Consider the following 17,980-nt stretch of genomic DNA (forward strand, 5'->3'; position numbering starts at 1 on the left):
TCAGATCACCTTCGCTTCGTTCTTCAGTTTGTCCACCAGCGCTGCAACGTCAGGCACCTTGATGCCGGCGCCGCGCTTCGGCGGTTCAGCAACCTTCAGCGTCTTCAGGCGCGGCTTCACGTCCACGCCCAGGTCTTCGGGCTTGAAGGTGTCCAGCTGCTTCTTCTTCGCCTTCATGATGTTCGGCAGCGTCACGTAGCGCGGCTCGTTCAGGCGCAGGTCGGTCGTGATGACCGCGGGCAGCGTGAGCGTCAGTGTTTCCATGCCGCCGTCGACTTCGCGCGACACCGTGACCTTGTCGCCTGCGAGGTCGACCTTCGAGGCGAAGGTGGCTTGGGGCAAATCGGCCAGCGCAGCCAGCATCTGGCCGGTCTGGTTCGCGTCGTCGTCGATGGCCTGCTTGCCCAGGATGATCAGCGAGGGCTGTTCCTTGTCGACCAGCGCCTTCAGCAGCTTGGCGACAGCCAGCGGCTGCAGTTCTTCAGTCGTCTCCACGAGGATGCCGCGGTCCGCGCCGATGGCCATCGCCGTGCGCAACGTTTCCTGGCACTTCGCATCCCCGCAAGACACCGCGATCACTTCCGTGACCACGCCCTTTTCCTTCAGGCGAACCGCTTCTTCGACCGCGATCTCGTCGAACGGGTTCATGCTCATCTTCACGTTGGCAATGTCCACCCCGGTGCCGTCGCTCTTCACGCGCACCTTGACGTTGTAGTCGACGACCCGCTTCACGGGCACAAGAATCTTCATGGTTGTTCCTTCGAATGACGAATGAAAAAAAAGAGAGAGGGTTTATTCGAGCCGCGCGCCCGACTGCTTGATCAGGCGTTCCCACACCGGGCGCTCCGCCTTGTAGGCGGCTGCGAAGAGTTCGGGCGAGCTGTCTTTCAGCTCGAAGCCCATGGCCGCGACGCGCTGTTGCACGTCGGGTTGCTGCGTGGCCTTGCGCACCTCGTCGGCCAGCCGCGCGACGATGGGCTTGGGCGTGCTGGCGGGCACGGCAATGGCGAGCCAGCCGGTCACGCGGTAGGCCTCGTCCTTCATGCCCTGCTCGGCCAGCGTGGGCACGTTGGGCAGCGTGCCCATGCGGCGCTCGCCGGTCACGCCCACGGCGCGGATCTTTCCGGAATCGATGTGCGGCTTGGCCACCAGCGCGCTGGCATAGGCCATCTGGATCTGCCCGCCGATCAGGTCCTGCACCATCGGCGCCTCGCCCTTGTAGGCGACGTGGTTCATGTCCGACTGCGTGGCCAGGCTCATGTGCGCGCCGGCCAGGTGCGGGTAGGCGCCCACGCCGTAGGAGCCGTAGGCCAGCTTGGCCTTGTTGGCGGCGGCGTATTTCAGCAGCTCGGGCCCGGTCTTCACCGGCACGCTGGGGTGCACCACCAGCACCAGCGGCGCCATCGCGATCTGGTAGACCAGCGTGAGGTCGCGCTGCGAGTCGTAGGGCAGCTTGTCGTACAGGAACTCGTTGGTCAGCAGCGAGTTGCTCAGCGACAGCACCACCGTGTAGCCGTCGCCCGGCGCCTTGGCGACCGCGTCAGTGCCGATGATGCCGGCCGCGCCGGGCTTGTTGTCGATGATCACGGGCTGGCCCATGCCGGCGGCCATCTTCTGGCCGATGAGGCGCGCGAGCACGTCGGTGGCACCGCCGGCGGCGAAGGGCACGACCATGCGGATGGGCTTGTTCGGGTACGTGTTCTGCGCGTGCGCCGCAGGCACGGCAAGCACGCTGGCGAAGGCGGCGACAGAGGCGGTGGCGCACAGCAGGGTGCGTCGGTTCAAAGGGCGGAAGGTCATGGCTTGTCTCTGTCTCTCTCGGGTTCTCGGTTGCAAAAATCTTCTTATGGCGAGGCGATGCGGGTCTTGAAGGGCAGCGGCTCCAGCGCCTTGTGCAGCCGCTCCTGCAGCGCGGCGGCCTGCACGCCCGTGGCGTTCACGGCGGCCGCGTCGATGGCCACGCGCACCAGGCTCTCGCCCTCGGTCGTCACCACGGGCCGCGCGGCCTCGCCCACGCCCAGCGCGGCGCACACCTCCGCCACGGTCGCGGCCACCACCTGCCGCGCGGCCATGGCGCGCAGCTCGGGCTTGTAGATCTTTCCGACGTTGGTCATCGGCATGGCCTGGATCACCGACACCCACTTGGGCCGGGCCGGCGCTTCGTCCACGCGGCCGGCGGTGAAGGCCAGCAGCTCTTCCTCGGTCGCGGAGGCGCCGGGCACCAGCGTCGCGAAGATCACGGGCAGCTCGCCGGCGTACGCATCGGGTGCGCCCACGGCGGCGCACAGCTGCACGGCCGGGTGCGCGCCCAGCGCGTCCTCGATGGTCTTGGGGTCGATGTTGTGGCCGCTGCGGATGATCAGGTCCTTCGAGCGGCCCGTGAGGTTCAGCCGCTCCTGGCTGTCGATCCAGCCCAGGTCGCCGGTGGCGAGCCAGCCGTCGGCGGTGAAGGCCTTGGCGTTGTCGGCCGGGTCCACGAAGCCCGAGAACACGTTGGGCGACTTGAACAGCACCATGCCCTGCTCGCCGGGCGGCATGTCGCGGTCGCTGGCGTTGCCGTTCTCGTCGAGCGCCACCACGCGCATCTGCATGTACGGCAGCCGGAAGCCCACGCAGCCCGCGGGCCCGTCCACGCCCGGCGGCGTGATGGTCGAGATGCCGGCCATCTCCGTCATGCCCAGGCTCTCGTGCACGTGCAGGCCGAACAGCCGCTCGAAGCGCGCGGCCAGCTCGGGCGCGAGCACGGCGGCGCCGGTGCGGCAGTAGGTGATCGACGAGATGTCCGCGCCGTCCAGCGGCACGTTGGCCAGCGCGGCCAGCACGGTGGGCACGGCCGACAGCGAGGTCGGGCGGTACCTGGCCACCAGCTTCCAGTAGTTGGCCAGCACCTCCTTGTTGCGCAGCAGCGAGGGCGTGGGAATGATCACCTCCACGCCCGCCGACAGCGACGACAGCGACGCCGGCAGCACGCCCGCCACATGGAACAGCGGGTAGCCGTTGATGGAGATGCCGTTCTCGTTCATGCCCGCGACCTGCACGCTGGCCCAGGCCGTGAACACCTGCGCGCCGTGGCTGTGGCGCGCGAGCTTGGGCGCGCCCGTGGTGCCGCCGGTGTGGAAGTACGCGGCGATGTCGGTGGGCGCGATGTCGCGCCCGCTCACCAGCCGGTCGTCGGGTTGCGCGGCGCGCAGCACGTCGAACTCGGCCACGCCTTCGGGCAGCGCGCCGGCCGCGCCGGGCGCCTCGTCGTGCGGCGCCACGCGCAGCACGGTGGTCAGCGTGGGCACCTGGCCGCGCAGGCGCATCGCCTTCGACCACATGCCCGACTCGCTGTCCGAGCCGTAGGCGATCAGCACCTTGGCGCGCGCCGCGGTCATCAGCGCCACCAGCTTCTCGTCGGTGAGCAGCGGGTTCAGCGGCTGCACGATGCCGGCGGCCTCGCCGCCCCACAGCGCCAGGTGGTACTCGAGGCAGCCGGGTAGCAGCACGGCGACCGCGTCGTCCGGTCCCACGCCCAGCGTGTGCAGCATGTTGGCCGTCTGGTGCAGCCGCGCGAGCAGGTCGGCGTACGACCAGCGCAGCGGCTCGTCCGCCGGGTTGCCGGTGCGCAGGAAGGTCAGCGCCGTCTTGTCGCCGAAGGCATGGCCCGCGTTGCGGAAGATCTCGTAGGTGCTGCGCACCGTGAGCGCCTGCGCGAGCGGCGTCTCTTCGAGCTTGTGGATGTCCGCCAGGCTGCGGACGGGGAAGGCGGGGCGGAAGGGCGCGCCGACCGGGGTCTTGTAGTTGTTGTCGTGCTTGGGGTCTGTCATGTCTGTCTCCTTGAAAGGTGTCGCCCTGCCGGCCGCCCGGTTTTACTGGTTCGTGATGTGGTTGTCGCGAATGACCTTGCCCCAGCGCTCGAAGTCCTGCTTCATGCGCACGCCGGTCTGCTCGGGCGTGCGGTAGGCCGCGAAGGAGCCCACGCTTTCGAGCTTGTCCTGCACTTCCTTGTCGGCCAGCGCGTTCTTCAGCGCGGCGCTCATGCGGTCGACCACGTCCTTGGGCGTGCCCACGGGCGCCAGCAGGCCGCCCCACGAGGTGGCGTCGAAGCCGGGGAAGCCCTGCTCGGCCACCGTGGGAACGTCGGGCAGCAGGCTCACGCGCTTGGCCGAGCCCACCGCGATGGCGCGCACCTTGCCCGCGCGAATGTGCGGAATGACGGCCACCAAGTCGGAGAACATCGCCGGCACCTGGCCGCCGATGAGGTCGGTCACGGCCGGCGCGCTGCCGCGGTAGGGCACGTGCTGCATGTCGAACTTGCCGATGGTCTTCAGCTGCTCGGTGGTCAGGTGGCCGAAGCTGCCGGCGCCTGCGGTGGTGTAGTTGAGCTTGCCGCCCTCGGCCTTGGCCTTGGCGATCAGGCCCTGCAGGTTGGTCACTTCGGGCAGCGACTTGGGGTTGACCACCAGCACGATGGGCAGGTCGTACACCGAGCCCACGGGCGTGAAGTTCTTGAAGATGTCGTAGCCGCCGGTGGGGCCGTACAGGTGCGAGGCCAGCAGCGTGGGCGTGGCCAGCATCACGAAGGTGTAGCCGTCGGCCGGCGCGCGCGCAGCGGCCGCCGCGCCCACGGTGCCCGAGGCGCCGCTGCGGTTGTCGATGACGATGTTCTGCTTGAGCGCGAGCGACATCTTCTGCGCCACGATGCGCGAGGCCACGTCGGTCGGGCCGCCGGGCGGGAAGGGCACGATCAGCGTGATCGGCTTGCTGGGCCAGGCTTGCGCGAAGGCGCTGCCGGCTGCGAGCGACAGGGCGGCGGGAAGGGCCAGGGCGACGAGTGCACGGCGAACGGGGCTGCGGAGGGAACGGAAAGCGAGGGAGGCCATGGACTTCTTCAACAGGGAAAACGGTAGACGGGAAACGGGAACGGGAACAGGAACGGAAAACAGGAAAACGACGAGAGGGCGAGAAGGCGATGCGAAGGCTGCAGGCGCGTGTTCGTCAGACCACGCCGCCGGCCTTCAGCGCCGCCAGCTTTTCGTCCGACAGCCCGAGCAGCGACTGCAGCACGTCGTGCGTGCCTTCGCCCAGCGTGGGCGGCGCGCTGCGCACCGGCAGGCGCTCGCCGTCGAAACGGTAGGGCGGCGCCAGCACGTCGACCGTGCCGGCCACCGGGTGCGATTGTTTCGTGACCAGGCCGGCGTCGGTGGCGCGCTTCGATTGCAGCGCCTCCAGCAGGCCCAGCACCTCGCCGCACGGAATGCCCGACGCGGTGAGCTTTTCGAGCAGCTCGGCGCGCGGGCGCTTCGCCAGCTCGGCGTGCAACGCGGGCAGCAGCACGGCGCGGTTGGCCGAGCGCAGGATGTTGGTCTTGAAGCGCTCGTCGGCCGCCAGGTCGGGCCGCCCGATGACCTCGGTGCAGAAGCGTGCGAACTGCGCGTTGTTGCCCACGGTGATCACCAGCGGGCCGTCGGCCGCGTCGAACACGCCGTAGGGCACGATCGACGGGTGCGAGTTGCCGTAGCGTGGCGGGTCTTCGCCCATCAACAGCGCTTCCAGGCCGTAGTAGGCGGTGATCATCAGGCCGCAGTCGAACAGCGCCATCTCCACGTGGCGGCCCTTGCCGGTCTTCTCGCGCTGGTACAGCGCGGCCAGCACGGCCTGCGCGGAGTACATGCCGGTGAACAAATCGACCGCGGCCACGCCGAACTTCAGCGGCGGCTGGTTGGCTTCGCCGTTCAGCGCCATCAGGCCGGCCTCGCCCTGCACCACCAGGTCGTAGCCGGGGCGCGCGGCCTCGGGGCCGGTGCGGTCGTAGCCCGAGATCGAGCAATACACCAGGCGCGGGTTTTCCTTGCTGAGCTGCTCGTAGCCCAGGCCCAGCTTGTCGATGCCGCCGAACTTGAAGTTCTGGATCACCACGTCGCACTGCCTGGCCAGGTCGCGCGCGAGCTGCTGGCCCTCGGGCGTCTGCAGGTCGAGCGTGACCGAGCGCTTGTTGCGGTTCACGCTGTTGAAGTAGGCGGTTTCGGTCTTGCCCACGCGCAGGCCCCAGTCGCGCGTGTCGTCGCCGCGGCCCGGGTGCTCGACCTTGATCACCTCGGCGCCCATGTCGGCGAGCACCATGCCGCACCAGGGGCCCGCCAGGATGCGGGACAGGTCGAGGACGCGCACGCCGGCGAGCGGCAGCGATGAATTCAATAGAGGCATGACGGGGACTTCGGAGAAACGAAAAAGCCCCGCACGGCGTGCGAGGCGGAATGCAGGGGCGGCAGGCTCGGCGTCAGGACGCGTCCTTTGCCTTGTCGTCGTGGCGCAGCGCGACGAAGTCGGCCTTGCGCTTGCCCAGGAACGCGCCGATGCCTTCGGCCGCTTCGGCGTCGCCCTGCGACTCGACCATGAACACGGCCTCGGCCGCCAGCTGCTCTTCGAGCGTGGCGTGGTGCGCCTGGCGGCACAGCGTCTTGATGCGCGTGGTGGCGCGCTGCGGGCCGGTCGCCACCTTGGCGGCCAGCGCAACGGCTTCCGCCAGCGCCGCGCCCTTGTCGGTCAGGCGGTTGACCGCGCCCAGCTGGTTCAGCCGCTCGGCGGTCATGCGGTCGCCGGTGAGGCACAGCTCGGTCAGCACCTGGCGCGAGACGAACTCGGCCAGGAAGGCGGTGGCGCCGCCGTCGGGCGTGAGGCCGACCTTGATGTACGCCACCGTGTAGAACGCGTCGCGCGCCGACACCAGCATGTCGCAGGCCAGCGCCATCGACAGGCCCGCGCCGGCCGCGCCGCCCTCGACCGCCGCGATCACGGGCTTGGCGCAATCGCGCAGCGCGCGAATCAGGTTGTTCAGGCCTTCGAGAATCTGGCGGCGTTCCGCCATCGGCAGCTCGCGGCGCTTGGCCAGCAGGTTCAGGTCGCCGCCGGAGCAGAAGAAGTCGCCCGCGCCGGTGAACACGATGGCGCCGACCTCGGGGTCTTGCTCGGCGTCGGCCAGCGCGGCCGAGAGTTCGGCGTACAGCGTCGGCGTGATCGCGTTGCGCGCGCCGGGGTTGCTGTTGGTCAGGATGCGCACGGCGCCCTGCTGCGAGACGAGCACGGTCTTGTTCGTCGTGTCCGTCATGCCGCGAGCTCCTTGCCGAGCTGGACGTAGCGCTGCAGGTGGTGGTCTTCGTCGCCCAGTTGGTGGTCGATCATGACCAGGCGCTTGGCGTAGTGGGGCAGGGGCAGCTCCCACGTCATGCCGATGCCGCCGTGCATCTGGATGCTTTCTTCCGCCACCAGCGCGCCGATGCGCCCGATGCTGAACTTGGCCGCCGACAGCGCGCGCTCGCGCGTCACGCGGTCGCCGGTGTCGATGGCCGCCGCGGCGTTGATGACGGCGGAGCGCGCCTGTTCGATCTCGAGCAGCAGGTCGGCCATGCGGTGCTGCAGGGCCTGGAAGCTGCCGATCAGAATGCCGAACTGCTTGCGCGTGCGCAGGTACTCCAGCGTGGCCGTCTTGGCGGCTTCCATGGCGCCCAGCGCTTCGGCGCACAGCGCGAGCACGCCGCGGCCGATGGCGCGCTCCAGCGTGGCGTGGCCCTGGCCTTCGGCGCCCAGCAGCGCGTCGGCGCCCAGCGTCACGCCGTCGAACGACAGCTCGGCCACGCGGCCGCCGTCGATCGACGGGCAGCCGCGCACCGTGAGGCCCGCGGTCTTCGCGGGCACCAGGAACAGCGAGATGCCGGCTTCGTCGTTCACGTTGCTCACGTTGCCCGCCGTGCGTGCGGACACCAGGAACAGGTCGGCCTGCTCGCCCTGCGGCACCACCGCCTTGGCGCCGTGCAGCACCCACGCGTCGCCGCTGCGCTCGGCCTTCGTCTGCACGCGCGTGCGCTCGTAGTGCGTGTCGGCTTCGTCGTGCGCGAAGGCCACGACGGCCACGCCGTTGATGATGTCGCCGAGCTTTTCCTTCTGTGCCTCGGTGCCGGCCACGCTGAGCGCCTCGCCGACCATCACCGCGCCCAGCAGCGGCTCGATGACCAGGCCGCGGCCCAGTGCCTCGAAGACCACGGCAATGTCGAAGCCGCCGCCGCCGAAGCCGCCGTCGGCCTCGCTGAACAGCGCGCCGATCACGCCCAGTTCGGCGAACTGCCGGAAGATGTCCTTGCTGAACCCGTGCGCCGACTTCGCGATGCGGTCGCGCGCGTCGAAGGCGTACTGCTCCGAGATGAAGCGGTTCAGGCTGTCGGCGAGCATGCGCCGGTCTTCGGTGTGTTCGAAGTTCACTGCGTGTCTCCTTACAGGCCCAGGATCATCTTGGAGATGATGTTCTTCTGGATTTCATTGGAGCCGCCGAAGATCGACAGCTTGCGGTTGTTGAAGTAGCGCGAGGCGGCGGCCGATGCGTAGTCGGGGCCGAAGGTCTCGCCGGTGTAGCCGTCCTTCAGCGCCTCGGCCACGAACGGGCGGCCGTACACGCCCATGGCGCGGCGCGCGAGCGACGAGATTTCCTGGCGGATTTCGGTGCCGCGAATCTTCAGCATCGAGCTCTCCGCGCCCGGCACGCCGCCGCCGGCCACCGCCGCGATCACGCGCAGGTTGGTGGTCTTCATGTTCTCCAGGTCGATCTCCACGCGCGCCAGGCGCGCCGCGAAGGCCGGGTCTTCGGCCAGCGGCTTGCCGTTCTTGGTCTGCGAGGCGGCAATGCCCTTGAGCTGCTCGAGCGCGGCCACCGAGAAGCCCACGCCCGCGATGTTGGTGCGCTCGTAGGTCAGCAGGTACTTGGCGCAGGTCCAGCCCTTGTTCTCTTCGCCCACCAGGTTCTCGGCGGGCACACGCACGTCGGAGAAGAACACCTCGTTCACTTCATGCTCGCCGTCGAGCGTGATGATCGGGCGCACTTCCACGCCGGGCGAGGTCATGTCGATCAGCAGGAAGCTGATGCCTTCCTGCTTCTTCGCCTCGCGGTTGGTGCGCACCAGGCAGAAGATCATGTTGGCGTGCTGGCCCAGCGTGGTCCAGGTCTTCTGGCCGTTCACGATGTAGTGGTCGCCCTGCGCGTCGATGCCGCGCACGGCCGACGTCTTCACCGCCGCCAGGTCGGAGCCCGCGCCGGGTTCGGAGTAGCCCTGGCACCACCAGTCGGCGCCGTTCAGGATGCGCGGCAGCCAGTGCTGCTTCTGCGCCTCGTTGCCGTACTTGATGAGCACCGGGCCGAGCATGTTCACGCCGAAGGGAACGATGCGCGGCGCGAAGGCCAGCGCGCACTCGTGTTCGAAGATGAACTTCTCCACCGCCGTCCAGCCCGGCCCGCCGTACTGCTCGGGCCAGTGGTTGGCCAGCCAGCCGCGCTCGTTCAGCGTGGCGTGCCACGCCTGCATGTCGGCCTTTTCCAGGATCTTGCCGCCGCGCACTTTCTCGGAAAGGCGCACCGGCAGCTTCGCCGCCAGGAAGGCGCGCACTTCGCCGCGGAAGGCTTCTTCTTCGGGTGTGAAGTTCAGGTCCATCGCGAACTCCTCAATAGATTTCGAACAGGCCCGCGGCACCCATGCCGCCGGCGATGCACATGGTGACCACGGCGTACTTGGCGCCGCGGCGCTTGCCTTCGATGAGCACGTGGCCCGTGAGGCGCGCGCCGGTCATGCCGAAGGGGTGGCCGATGGAGATCGCGCCGCCGTTCACGTTCAGGCGCTCCGACGGAATGCCCAGCTTGTCCTGGCAGTAGATCGACTGCGAGGCGAAGGCCTCGTTCAGCTCCCACAGGTCGATGTCGTCGACCGTGAGGCCGTGGCGCGCCAGCAGCTTGGGCACCGCGAACACCGGGCCGATGCCCATCTCGTCGGGCTCGCAGCCGGCCACGGCCAGGCCGCGGAACACGCCCAGCGGTTGCAGGTTGGCGCGCTCGGCGTCCTTGGCTTCCATCAGCACGCAGGCCGAGGCGCCATCGGACAGCTGCGAGGCGTTGCCGGCGGTGACGAACTTGTCTTCGCCCATCACCGGCTTGAGCTTGGCGAGCGCCTCGTAGGTGGTGCCGCGGCGGTTGCAGTTGTCTTCGGTGGCGGTGACTTCGCGGTGGGTGACTTCCTTCGTCTCCTTGTCGGTCACGGCCATGGTGGTGGTGCAGGCGACGATCTCGTCCTTGTAGCGCCCGGCGAGCTGGGCCTCTTCGGTCTTGCGCTGGCTCTCGGCCGAGAAGCGGTCCTGCGCCTCGCGGCTGATGTTGTAGCGCTTGGCGACGATGTCGGCCGTCTCGATCATGGCCATGTACAGCGCGGGCTTGTGCTCGACGATCCACGGGTCCATGCCGTTGTCGCCGGCGTCCGTCGCGCTGCGGCTGCGGATCTGCGAGATGCTTTCCACGCCGCCCGCGATCATGGCCGGGGCGCCCTCGGCCACGATGCGGCCCGCCGCCATGGCGATGGCCTGCAGGCCCGAGGCGCAGAAGCGGTTCACCGTGGTGCCGGCGATGCTGATCGGCAGGCCCGCGCGGATGATGCTCTGGCGCGCGATGTTGCGCCCCGTGGTGCCCTCGGGGTAGCCGCAGCCGAGGATGGCGTCCTCGATGAGCGCGGGGTCCAGGCCCGAGCGCTCGACCGCCGCCTTCACGGCGAAGGCCGCCAGCGTGGCGCCGGAGGTGATGTTGAATTCGCCGCGGTGCGCCTTGGTCAGCGGGGTGCGGGCGGTGGAAACGATGACGGCTTCACGCATGGGAGTGCTCCTGTTTATTCGGATTGGTTCAAGCTCGAGAAATCGGCGCCGCGTTCGACCAGCTGCACCAGCAGCGGCGACGGCTTCCAGAAGACCGGGTCTTCCTTCGCGAACTCGCGGATGTCGGCCAGCACCTTCGGCAGGCCCACGGTGTCGGCGTACTTCATCGGGCCGCCGCGGTGGCGCGGGAAGCCGTAGCCGTACAGGAAGGTCACGTCCACGTCGAGCGGGCGCAATGCAATGCGCTGCAGCACCACGTTGGCGCCCTCGTTGACCATGGCGGCCATGTAGCGGCGCATGATTTCTTCTTCGGTGAACTGGCGCGGCACGATGCCCGCGCGTGCGCGCTCGGCGTCGATGATGGCCAGCACCTCGGGGTCGGGCTGGCCTGCGCGGGCGCCTTCGGGGTACAGGTAGTAGCCGCGCTGGGTCTTCTGGCCGAACCAGCCGCGCTCGCAGATGCGGTCGGCAATCTGCACGTAGCGCGCCTGCGGGTCGCGCGTGGCGGCCTTGCGCTTGCGCGTGGCCCAGCCGATGTCGCCGCCGGCCAGGTCCGACACCTGGAACGGGCCCATGGGGTAGCCGAAGTTGCGCACCGCCGCGTCGATGTCGTAGGGCGAGGCGCCGTCTTCCATCATGTGGTCGGCCGCCTGGCGGTACACGGCCAGGATGCGGTTGCCGATGAAGCCGTCGCACACGCCGGCGCGCACCGGCACCTTCCTGAGCTTCTTCGCGAGGTCGAAGCCGGTGGCCACCACGTCGGCGCTCACCTTGGCGGGCACCACGATCTCGAGCAGCTTCATGATGTTGGCCGGCGAGAAGAAGTGCAGGCCCACCACGTCCTGCGGGCGCGAGATGCTGGCCGCGATCTCGTCGATGTCCAGGTACGAGGTGTTGGTGGCCAGCACGGCGCCCTGCTTGCACACGCGGTCGAGCTCGGCGAACACGGCCTTCTTCACGGCCATGTCCTCGAACACCGCTTCCACCACGATGTCGGCGTTGGCCAGGGCGTCGTAGTGCGTGGAGCCGTTGAAGCGCGCCATCACCGCGGCCTTGGCCTCTTCGGTGAGGCGGCCCTTCTTGATGAGGCCGTCGTACACCTTCTCGACGTTGGCGCGGCCGCGCGCGAGCTGGGTGTCGTCGCGCTCGATCATGGTCACGGGCATGCCCGCGTCCAGCATGGCCACGGCAATGCCGGCGCCCATGGTGCCGCCGCCGACGATGCCGGCCGACGCGAGCGGGCGCGGGCTGGCCGACCTGGTCTCGGGCGCCTTCAGCACCTCGCGCTCGGCGAAGAAGGCGTGGATCAGGCCGGCGCGCTGCGGGCTGTCGATGCACTGCAGGAACAGCTTGCGCTCCAGCACCATGCCTTCGTCGAAGGGCAGCGAGAGCGCGCCTTCGACCGCTTCGATGATCTTCATCGGCGAGAACAGGCCGCGGCTCCTCCTGGCGGTGTCGGCGCGCGCGGCCTCCAGGGCGGCGCGGCTGGCTTCGGTGTCGGCCAGGCCGGCGGCTTCGCGCGTGCGGCGCACCGGGGCGTTGGCGCCCACCAGCTCCTGCGCGTAGGCGAGGCCTTCGGCGCGCGCGTCGGCGTCGGTGGCCAGGCGGTCGACGAGGCCGAGCGACAGCGCTTCCTTCGCGCCCGCGTGGCGGCCGCTCAGCATCAGTTCCAGCGCGGGCTTCACGCCGATCAGGCGCGGTGCGCGCTGCGTACCGCCCGAGCCGGGCAGCAGGCCCAGCGCCACTTCGGGCAGGCCCAGCTTGGCGGTGGGCGAGGCCAGGCGGTAGTGGGCCGACAGCGCCACTTCGAGCCCGCCGCCGAGCGCGGCGCCGTGGATGGCGGCGACCACCGGCTTGGTGCAGTTCTCGATCTTCAGGCAGGCCTCGGGCAGCGAGGGCGCCTGCGGCGGCTTGCCGAACTCGCGGATGTCCGCGCCGGCGATGAAGTTGCGGCCCGCGCCGACGATCAGCACCGCCTTGGCGGCGCTGTCGGCTTCGGCCGCGTCGATGGCGGCCACCAGGCCGCGGCGCACGTCCACGCCCAGGGCGTTGACGGGCGGGTTGTCGATGGTCACCACGAACACGTCGCCATGACGCTCGAAGGTGACGGGACCGGAAGACGTGGAAGGGCTTGGGTTTGGTGTGGCCATGTGCTTGTCTCTTGCGTGGCGGGTACCGGCGAACGCGCGGACCCGGAGGCTCTGGGGGGTGAACCCCGCATTCTTTGCCCGCAGCGCCGCTTTGACAATTGCATAGCCGGTTGACAGACTGTCAAAGAATTTTTGACACAATCGCCCGCATGGACCTGCAATCGCTCACCCTGCTGGTGGAAATACTCGATGCGGGCAACCTGAGCGCGGCGGCCCGCCGGCTCAAGATGACCCGCGCCAACCTCAGCTACCACCTGAACCAGCTGGAGCGCTCGGTGGGCGCGCAGCTGGTGCGCCGCACCACCCGGCGCGCCGAGCCCACCGAGATCGGCCTGCGGCTGTACCAGCACGGCGTGGCCATCCAGGGCGAACTGCTGGCCGCGCGCGAGTCGGTCACCGAGCTGGGCCAGGGCCTGCACGGCCGCGTGCGACTGAGCGTGCCCAGCGGCTACGGCCAGCTGGTGATGGCCGACTGGCTCATCGACTTCAAGCGGCAATACCCCGGCATCGTGCTCGACGTGGTGTTCGAGAACCGCATCGAAGACCTGCTGCGCGACGAGGTCGACATCGCCATCCGCGTGATTCCCGAGCCGCCGCAGAACCTGGTGGCGCGCGAGATGGGCCCGGTGCGCTACGTGGCCTGCGCATCGACCGACTACGCGGCGAGGAACCCGCTGCCGGTGCAGCTCGACGCGCTGCAGGGCGCGCCGGTGGTCACGGCGGCCGTCATCGGGCGGCAGCTGCGCGTGTCGGCGTACCAGGGTGAAACCCGGCGCGAGGTGATCCTGGAGCCGACGCTCATTTCAGAAAACTTCCTGTTCCTGCGCCAGGCCATCCTGGCGGGCCTGGGCATCGGGCTGGTGCCCGACTACGTGGTGCAGGAAGACGTGCGCAAGGGCGACGTGGTGACCACGCTGGACGACTGGCGCCTGAGCATCTTCGGCACGCAGATGTTCATGCTGTACATGCCCAACCGCCAGCACACGCGGGCGATCAGGACGTTCATCGATTTCGTGCTGGAGCGGGTGAGGGTGCCCGCGCCCGAAGCCGCCCCGGTCCAGGCGGCCTGACTTTCCTTGCCTACGCGCGCCGGTCGAGGCCGCTCGTCTCGTAGTACCGCGCCTTGTCGTCGTACATCGCCCGGTCCGCGCGCTGCAGCGCCGACTCCAGCGACTCCCCCGCGTTGCACGTCGCCAGCCCGATCGCCAGGCTCAGCGCGTGGCCGCTCTGGCCTGCGTGGAACTGGTTGTTCATTTCCAGCAGCGTGAGGATGCGCTCGCGCATCGCCTCGGCGCCGCGCTCGTCCGTGAGCGGCAGCAGCACGGCGAACTCGTCGCCGCCGATGCGCGCGGGCCAGGCCGGCGGGTCGACGGCCTTGTCGAGCACCTCGCCCATGCGGCGCAGCAACGAGTCGCCGGCGGCGTGGCCTTCGTGGTCGTTCAGCTGCTTCAGGCCGTTCAGGTCGATGGCCACGATCGACACCGGCCACGGGCCCTTGCGCGACAGGCGGTTGAGCTCCTCGCTGTAGTAGGTGCGGTTGCACAGCTGGGTGAGCACGTCGTGCTTGCCCAGGTACTCGAGGTAGGCCTCGGCCTTCTTGCGCGCGGTGATGTCCACCAGCGACACCAGCACCAGGTCCCAGGTGTCGAGCCGGTCGTCCTGCACCGCGAACTGCATGTGGATGTTCAGCACCTCGCCCGACAGCGAATAGTTGAGCACTTCGCGGTGCTGCACGGTCTTGCCGTTCCACAGGTCCTGCAGCTGCTCGGCGAACGACTCGCGCATCTCGTCGCGGAAGATGCGCGACAGGTTGCCCAGCAGCGTGCCGAGGTCGGGCGCGCCGAACATGCGCAGGGTCTCGTGGTTCACGTCGACCACGCGAATTTCCTGCATGCAGCGCGTGACGAACTCGGGGTGCACCTTGATGAAGGTGGCGAAGTCGGTGATGCCGCGCGCGCGAATGCTCTGCATCAGCGTGCGCACGGCGCTGAAGTCTTCCACCCATAGCGAGACCGGCGAGCGGTCGAACAGGCTGCGCGCGTAGGTGGCGCTTTCGTCGCGCAGGCGCTGCGCGGCCACGCGCTCGGTGATGTCGTCGAGCGACACCAGCACGCGGTCCCAGCTGTGTTCGTGGCCGGGCAGCACGCGGGCGCGCACGCGCACGTCGAGCCGGCGGCCGTCGAGCGCGTAGTTGACGGTTTCGCTCTCGAAGGTGAGCTCACCGCGCCACAGGCGGTCGAGCTCGTGCACCACGGTGGCCGACATGTCGCCGCGGAACACGCGGTCGAGCGCGCCGAGCAAGATCTCCTGGCTGTCGGCGGCGAAGAGCTTCAGCGTGTGCTGGTTGACGCGCAGCACCTTCAGCAGCGCCATGCAGCCGCTGACGCGGGCCGGGTCTTCGGCCAGGTAGGCGACCAGGTCGGTCACGCCTTCGGCGCGCCAGCCGTCGAGCTTGCGCTTGAGCTCGCTGTAGTCCTCGAGCCAGAGGGAGACGGGCGCCAGGTCGAACATGGCGTCGAGGTCGCCGCTGTGAGGGGAAGCAAGAGAGACGCCGGGCGCGGCTGCGGGCTGGACCATCGATGAGCTTTCAGAAAAGCGGCTGCAGCCATGGCTGCCGAGTGCCGGCGAACTGGAGCCTTAATTATTACCCGCGTGCTTACATCTTGTGATGCGCGAGCACCACGCGGCGCGCCCTGGGCAGCACGGATTCATCACCGGTGCCTCAGCGGCTGTACAGGCCCACCACGCTCTGCCCACCCAGCGCACGGCCCTTGAGCGCGGCCACCAGCGCGTCGCGACCCAGGCCGGCCGGCAGCGCGCCGGGGGCCAGGTCGGTGGCGACCACCGTCATCACGTAGTGGTGCGGCCGGTCGCCCACCGGCGGGCACATGCCGCGGTAGGCGGGCGCGCCGGCCACGTTCGGGCCCATGGTGAAGTTGAAGTTGGAGCCCGCCTGGCCCTCGCCCGCCTTCAACTCGCCGCGGTCGGCCGCGATGTTGTAGGCCACCCAGTGCGACACGCCCAGGCCGGCCGCGCCGTCCGGGTCGAAGATCAACACGGCAACCGACCTGGTCTTGGCCGGCAGGTTGCTCCAGGCCACGGGCGGCGACACGTTCTTGCCGCCGCATTCGCCGGCACCGGCGTGCTCGGCCGGGATCACGCCGTTGTCGGCGAAGGCGCTGGAGCTGACCCGCATGCCGGTGTAGGCCTTGCCGCCGGGGCCGCTGTTGGCTGCGCCGGACATGCCGGTGCAGCCCGCCACGAGGCCCATGACGCCCGCGAAGGCGAGCGCCGCTGCCGGCAGGGCGAATGAGTGAAGCTTGTTGCGCATGGAATCTCCTGGAAAGGTTGTCTCTCTATCCGGCGTGGCCGAGCCACACGCTGCCGTCGGTCTTTTCGTGCACCGCCAGCGGCGTGAGCCGCGCGCCGCGGCAGGGGCCGCCCACACACTTGCCCGTGTCGGGCTCGAAGATGGCGCCGTGCCGCGCGCACATCAGGAAGCGCCCCGAGCTTTCGAGCACCTGGCCCTCGAAGTCGAGCGGGCCGCCGGCATGGGGGCACTGGTTGAGGTACGCGTACACGCCGCCCTGCCAGCGCACCGCGAAGGCGGGCACGCCGTCGGGCGCGGTGAACTTGCTTGCGAGGCCATCGCTGGAGAGCGTGGTGGCAATCTGCTGGCGGGCGGGGTCGGAGGCGCCGTGATCGGGCGTAGGGGCGGGCGCTGTGAAGTCGTCGGTCATCTGCCAGCGAGGGTAGCCAAGGTTGCCAGGGGGCGCAACGCGCGGTGGCGCGCTTACAAATCGCTGCCAGATAGCGCTTGCCTGAAGCCGTTTTCGCGAGACGGTGGCAGTTTAAAGCTGTATATTCATACAGTATTTTCTCTTCCAAGGCTCCCGTGGACCTCCAGCGCAAACTCGCCATCCTGGCCGACGCCGCCAAGTACGACGCCTCCTGCGCGTCGAGCGGCTCGCAGCCGCGCGACTCGGTGGGCGGGCGCGGCATCGGTTCCACCGAGGGCGCGGGCATCTGCCACAGCTACGCGCCCGACGGCCGCTGCATCTCGCTGCTGAAGGTGCTGCTGACCAACCACTGCCAGTACGACTGCCTGTACTGCGTGAACCGCGCATCGAGCAACGTGCCGCGCGCGCGCTTCCGGGTGGAAGAGGTGGTGCAGCTCACGCTCGACTTCTACCGGCGCAACTGCATCGAGGGGCTGTTCCTGTCCAGCGGCATCATCAAGTCGCCCGACCACACCATGGAACAGGTGGTGGAGGTGGCCCGCCAGTTGCGCGAGGAGCACGACTTTCGCGGCTACATCCACCTGAAGACCATTCCCGACGCCAGCGACGAGCTGCTGGCGCGCGCCGGGCGCTATGCCGACCGGCTCAGCATCAACGTCGAGATGCCCACCACCGAAGGCCTGCAGGCCCTGGCGCCCGAGAAGAACGAAAGCGCCATCCGCCGCTCCATGGCGCGGCTGCGCCTGCGCATCGACGACACGCGCGAAGAGGCGCGCCGCGTGGTGCCCATTCGCGCGCTGCCGGGCGCCGCGCCCACCGCCGCCAAGCCGCCGCCCTTCGCGCCGGCGGGGCAGAGCACGCAGATGATCGTGGGCGCCGACGCCACCGACGACCGGCACATCCTCGCGTCCAGCGCCACGCTGTACGGCGCCTACAAGTTGAAGCGCGTGTACTACTCGGCCTTCAGCCCCATTCCCGACGCGGCGCGCGCGCTGCCGCTGGTGGCGCCGCCGCTGATGCGCGAGCACCGGCTGTACCAGGCCGACTGGCTGATGCGTTTCTACGGCTTCGAGCACCAGGAGATCGTGGCCGCGCCCGACGGCCTGCTGCGGCTCGACGTCGACCCCAAGCTGGCCTGGGCGCTCGCGCACGCCGAGCGCTTTCCGGTCGACCTGAACCATGCGCCGCGCGAGATGCTGCTGCGCGTGCCGGGGCTGGGCGTGAAGGCGGTCGAGCGGCTGCTGCAGGCGCGGCGCGTGCGACGCGTGCGCGCCGACGACCTGCGCCGCCTGCACGTGCCCTCGCGCAAGGTGCTGCCCTTCGTGGTGGCCGACGGGCACCGGCCGGCGGCGGGGGCGATGGCGTTGTCCGCGCCCACGGCACAACCGGCCCAGCCGGCGCAAGCGGCGCTGTTCTGACGAAGCGCGCGAA

General features: G+C 69.4%; 15 protein-coding genes. 2 read left to right on the forward strand and 13 right to left on the reverse strand.

Going from position 1 to position 17,980, the window contains the following annotated elements; all coding sequences use genetic code 11:
* The 10 genes from QTI51_RS29230 to QTI51_RS29275 all read right to left on the reverse strand — a co-directional run bounded on the left by QTI51_RS29230 (position 1) and on the right by QTI51_RS29275 (position 12,809).
* Positions 1-750 carry an electron transfer flavoprotein subunit beta/FixA family protein gene (locus tag QTI51_RS29230; protein WP_116910645.1) on the reverse strand — a complete coding sequence of 250 codons (750 nt, stop codon included), beginning with the start codon at positions 748-750 and terminating at the stop codon, positions 1-3.
* Positions 751-792: 42 nt separating this feature from the next.
* On the reverse strand, positions 793-1,800 hold the full coding sequence (locus tag QTI51_RS29235) for a Bug family tripartite tricarboxylate transporter substrate binding protein (RefSeq protein ID WP_286516916.1): 1,008 nt from the start codon (positions 1,798-1,800) through the stop codon (positions 793-795).
* Between the two features lie 44 nt (positions 1,801-1,844).
* Positions 1,845-3,809, reverse strand: a complete 1,965-nt coding sequence (locus QTI51_RS29240) for an acyl-CoA synthetase (protein WP_286516915.1) — start codon at positions 3,807-3,809, stop codon at positions 1,845-1,847.
* A 42-nt stretch (positions 3,810-3,851) separates the two neighbouring features.
* Positions 3,852-4,865, reverse strand: a complete 1,014-nt coding sequence (locus QTI51_RS29245; protein ID WP_116910812.1) for a Bug family tripartite tricarboxylate transporter substrate binding protein — start codon at positions 4,863-4,865, stop codon at positions 3,852-3,854.
* 115 nt (positions 4,866-4,980) lie between these two features.
* The gene (locus tag QTI51_RS29250; RefSeq protein ID WP_286516914.1) at positions 4,981-6,189 is read right to left on the reverse strand and encodes a CaiB/BaiF CoA transferase family protein; all 1,209 of its coding nucleotides are present in this window, start codon (positions 6,187-6,189) and stop codon (positions 4,981-4,983) included.
* A 73-nt stretch (positions 6,190-6,262) separates the two neighbouring features.
* Complete coding sequence (locus QTI51_RS29255) at positions 6,263-7,090, reverse strand: oxepin-CoA hydrolase, alternative type (RefSeq protein ID WP_286516913.1); 828 nt, start codon at positions 7,088-7,090, stop codon at positions 6,263-6,265.
* Positions 7,087-8,238 carry an acyl-CoA dehydrogenase family protein gene (locus QTI51_RS29260; protein WP_286516912.1) on the reverse strand — a complete coding sequence of 384 codons (1,152 nt, stop codon included), beginning with the start codon at positions 8,236-8,238 and terminating at the stop codon, positions 7,087-7,089. Before QTI51_RS29260 ends, QTI51_RS29255 begins: the two co-directional genes overlap by 4 nt.
* Before the next feature lie 11 nt (positions 8,239-8,249).
* Complete coding sequence (locus QTI51_RS29265; protein ID WP_116910639.1) at positions 8,250-9,458, reverse strand: acyl-CoA dehydrogenase family protein; 1,209 nt, start codon at positions 9,456-9,458, stop codon at positions 8,250-8,252.
* A 10-nt stretch (positions 9,459-9,468) separates the two neighbouring features.
* Positions 9,469-10,659: an acetyl-CoA C-acyltransferase gene (locus QTI51_RS29270; RefSeq protein WP_116910638.1), complete on the reverse strand. Its 1,191-nt coding sequence runs from the start codon at positions 10,657-10,659 to the stop codon at positions 9,469-9,471.
* A gap of 14 nt (positions 10,660-10,673) precedes the next feature.
* Entirely contained in the window at positions 10,674-12,809 is a 2,136-nt protein-coding gene (locus QTI51_RS29275; RefSeq protein ID WP_286516911.1) for a 3-hydroxyacyl-CoA dehydrogenase NAD-binding domain-containing protein, read from the reverse strand.
* A gap of 149 nt (positions 12,810-12,958) precedes the next feature.
* Here QTI51_RS29275 and QTI51_RS29280 point away from each other — a divergent pair, with 149 nt between their 5' ends.
* On the forward strand, positions 12,959-13,879 hold the full coding sequence (locus QTI51_RS29280) for a LysR family transcriptional regulator (protein ID WP_286516910.1): 921 nt from the start codon (positions 12,959-12,961) through the stop codon (positions 13,877-13,879).
* Between the two features lie 10 nt (positions 13,880-13,889).
* Here QTI51_RS29280 and QTI51_RS29285 read toward each other — a convergent pair whose 3' ends face one another.
* The 3 genes from QTI51_RS29285 to QTI51_RS29295 all read right to left on the reverse strand — a co-directional run bounded on the left by QTI51_RS29285 (position 13,890) and on the right by QTI51_RS29295 (position 16,549).
* Positions 13,890-15,386, reverse strand: coding sequence for a sensor domain-containing diguanylate cyclase (locus tag QTI51_RS29285; RefSeq protein ID WP_286516909.1), 1,497 nt, complete (start codon positions 15,384-15,386; stop codon positions 13,890-13,892).
* 145 nt (positions 15,387-15,531) lie between these two features.
* Positions 15,532-16,140 carry a YbhB/YbcL family Raf kinase inhibitor-like protein gene (locus QTI51_RS29290; protein WP_286516908.1) on the reverse strand — a complete coding sequence of 203 codons (609 nt, stop codon included), beginning with the start codon at positions 16,138-16,140 and terminating at the stop codon, positions 15,532-15,534.
* A 25-nt stretch (positions 16,141-16,165) separates the two neighbouring features.
* Positions 16,166-16,549: a Rieske (2Fe-2S) protein gene (locus QTI51_RS29295; RefSeq protein ID WP_286516907.1), complete on the reverse strand. Its 384-nt coding sequence runs from the start codon at positions 16,547-16,549 to the stop codon at positions 16,166-16,168.
* 155 nt (positions 16,550-16,704) lie between these two features.
* Here QTI51_RS29295 and QTI51_RS29300 point away from each other — a divergent pair, with 155 nt between their 5' ends.
* Complete coding sequence (locus QTI51_RS29300) at positions 16,705-17,967, forward strand: putative DNA modification/repair radical SAM protein (protein ID WP_286516906.1); 1,263 nt, start codon at positions 16,705-16,707, stop codon at positions 17,965-17,967.
* Positions 17,968-17,980: the final 13 nt, after the last annotated feature.

The sequence above is a fragment of the Variovorax sp. J22G73 genome (assembly GCF_030317035.1).
In the GTDB taxonomy this organism is placed as follows: Bacteria; Pseudomonadota; Gammaproteobacteria; order Burkholderiales; family Burkholderiaceae_C; genus Variovorax.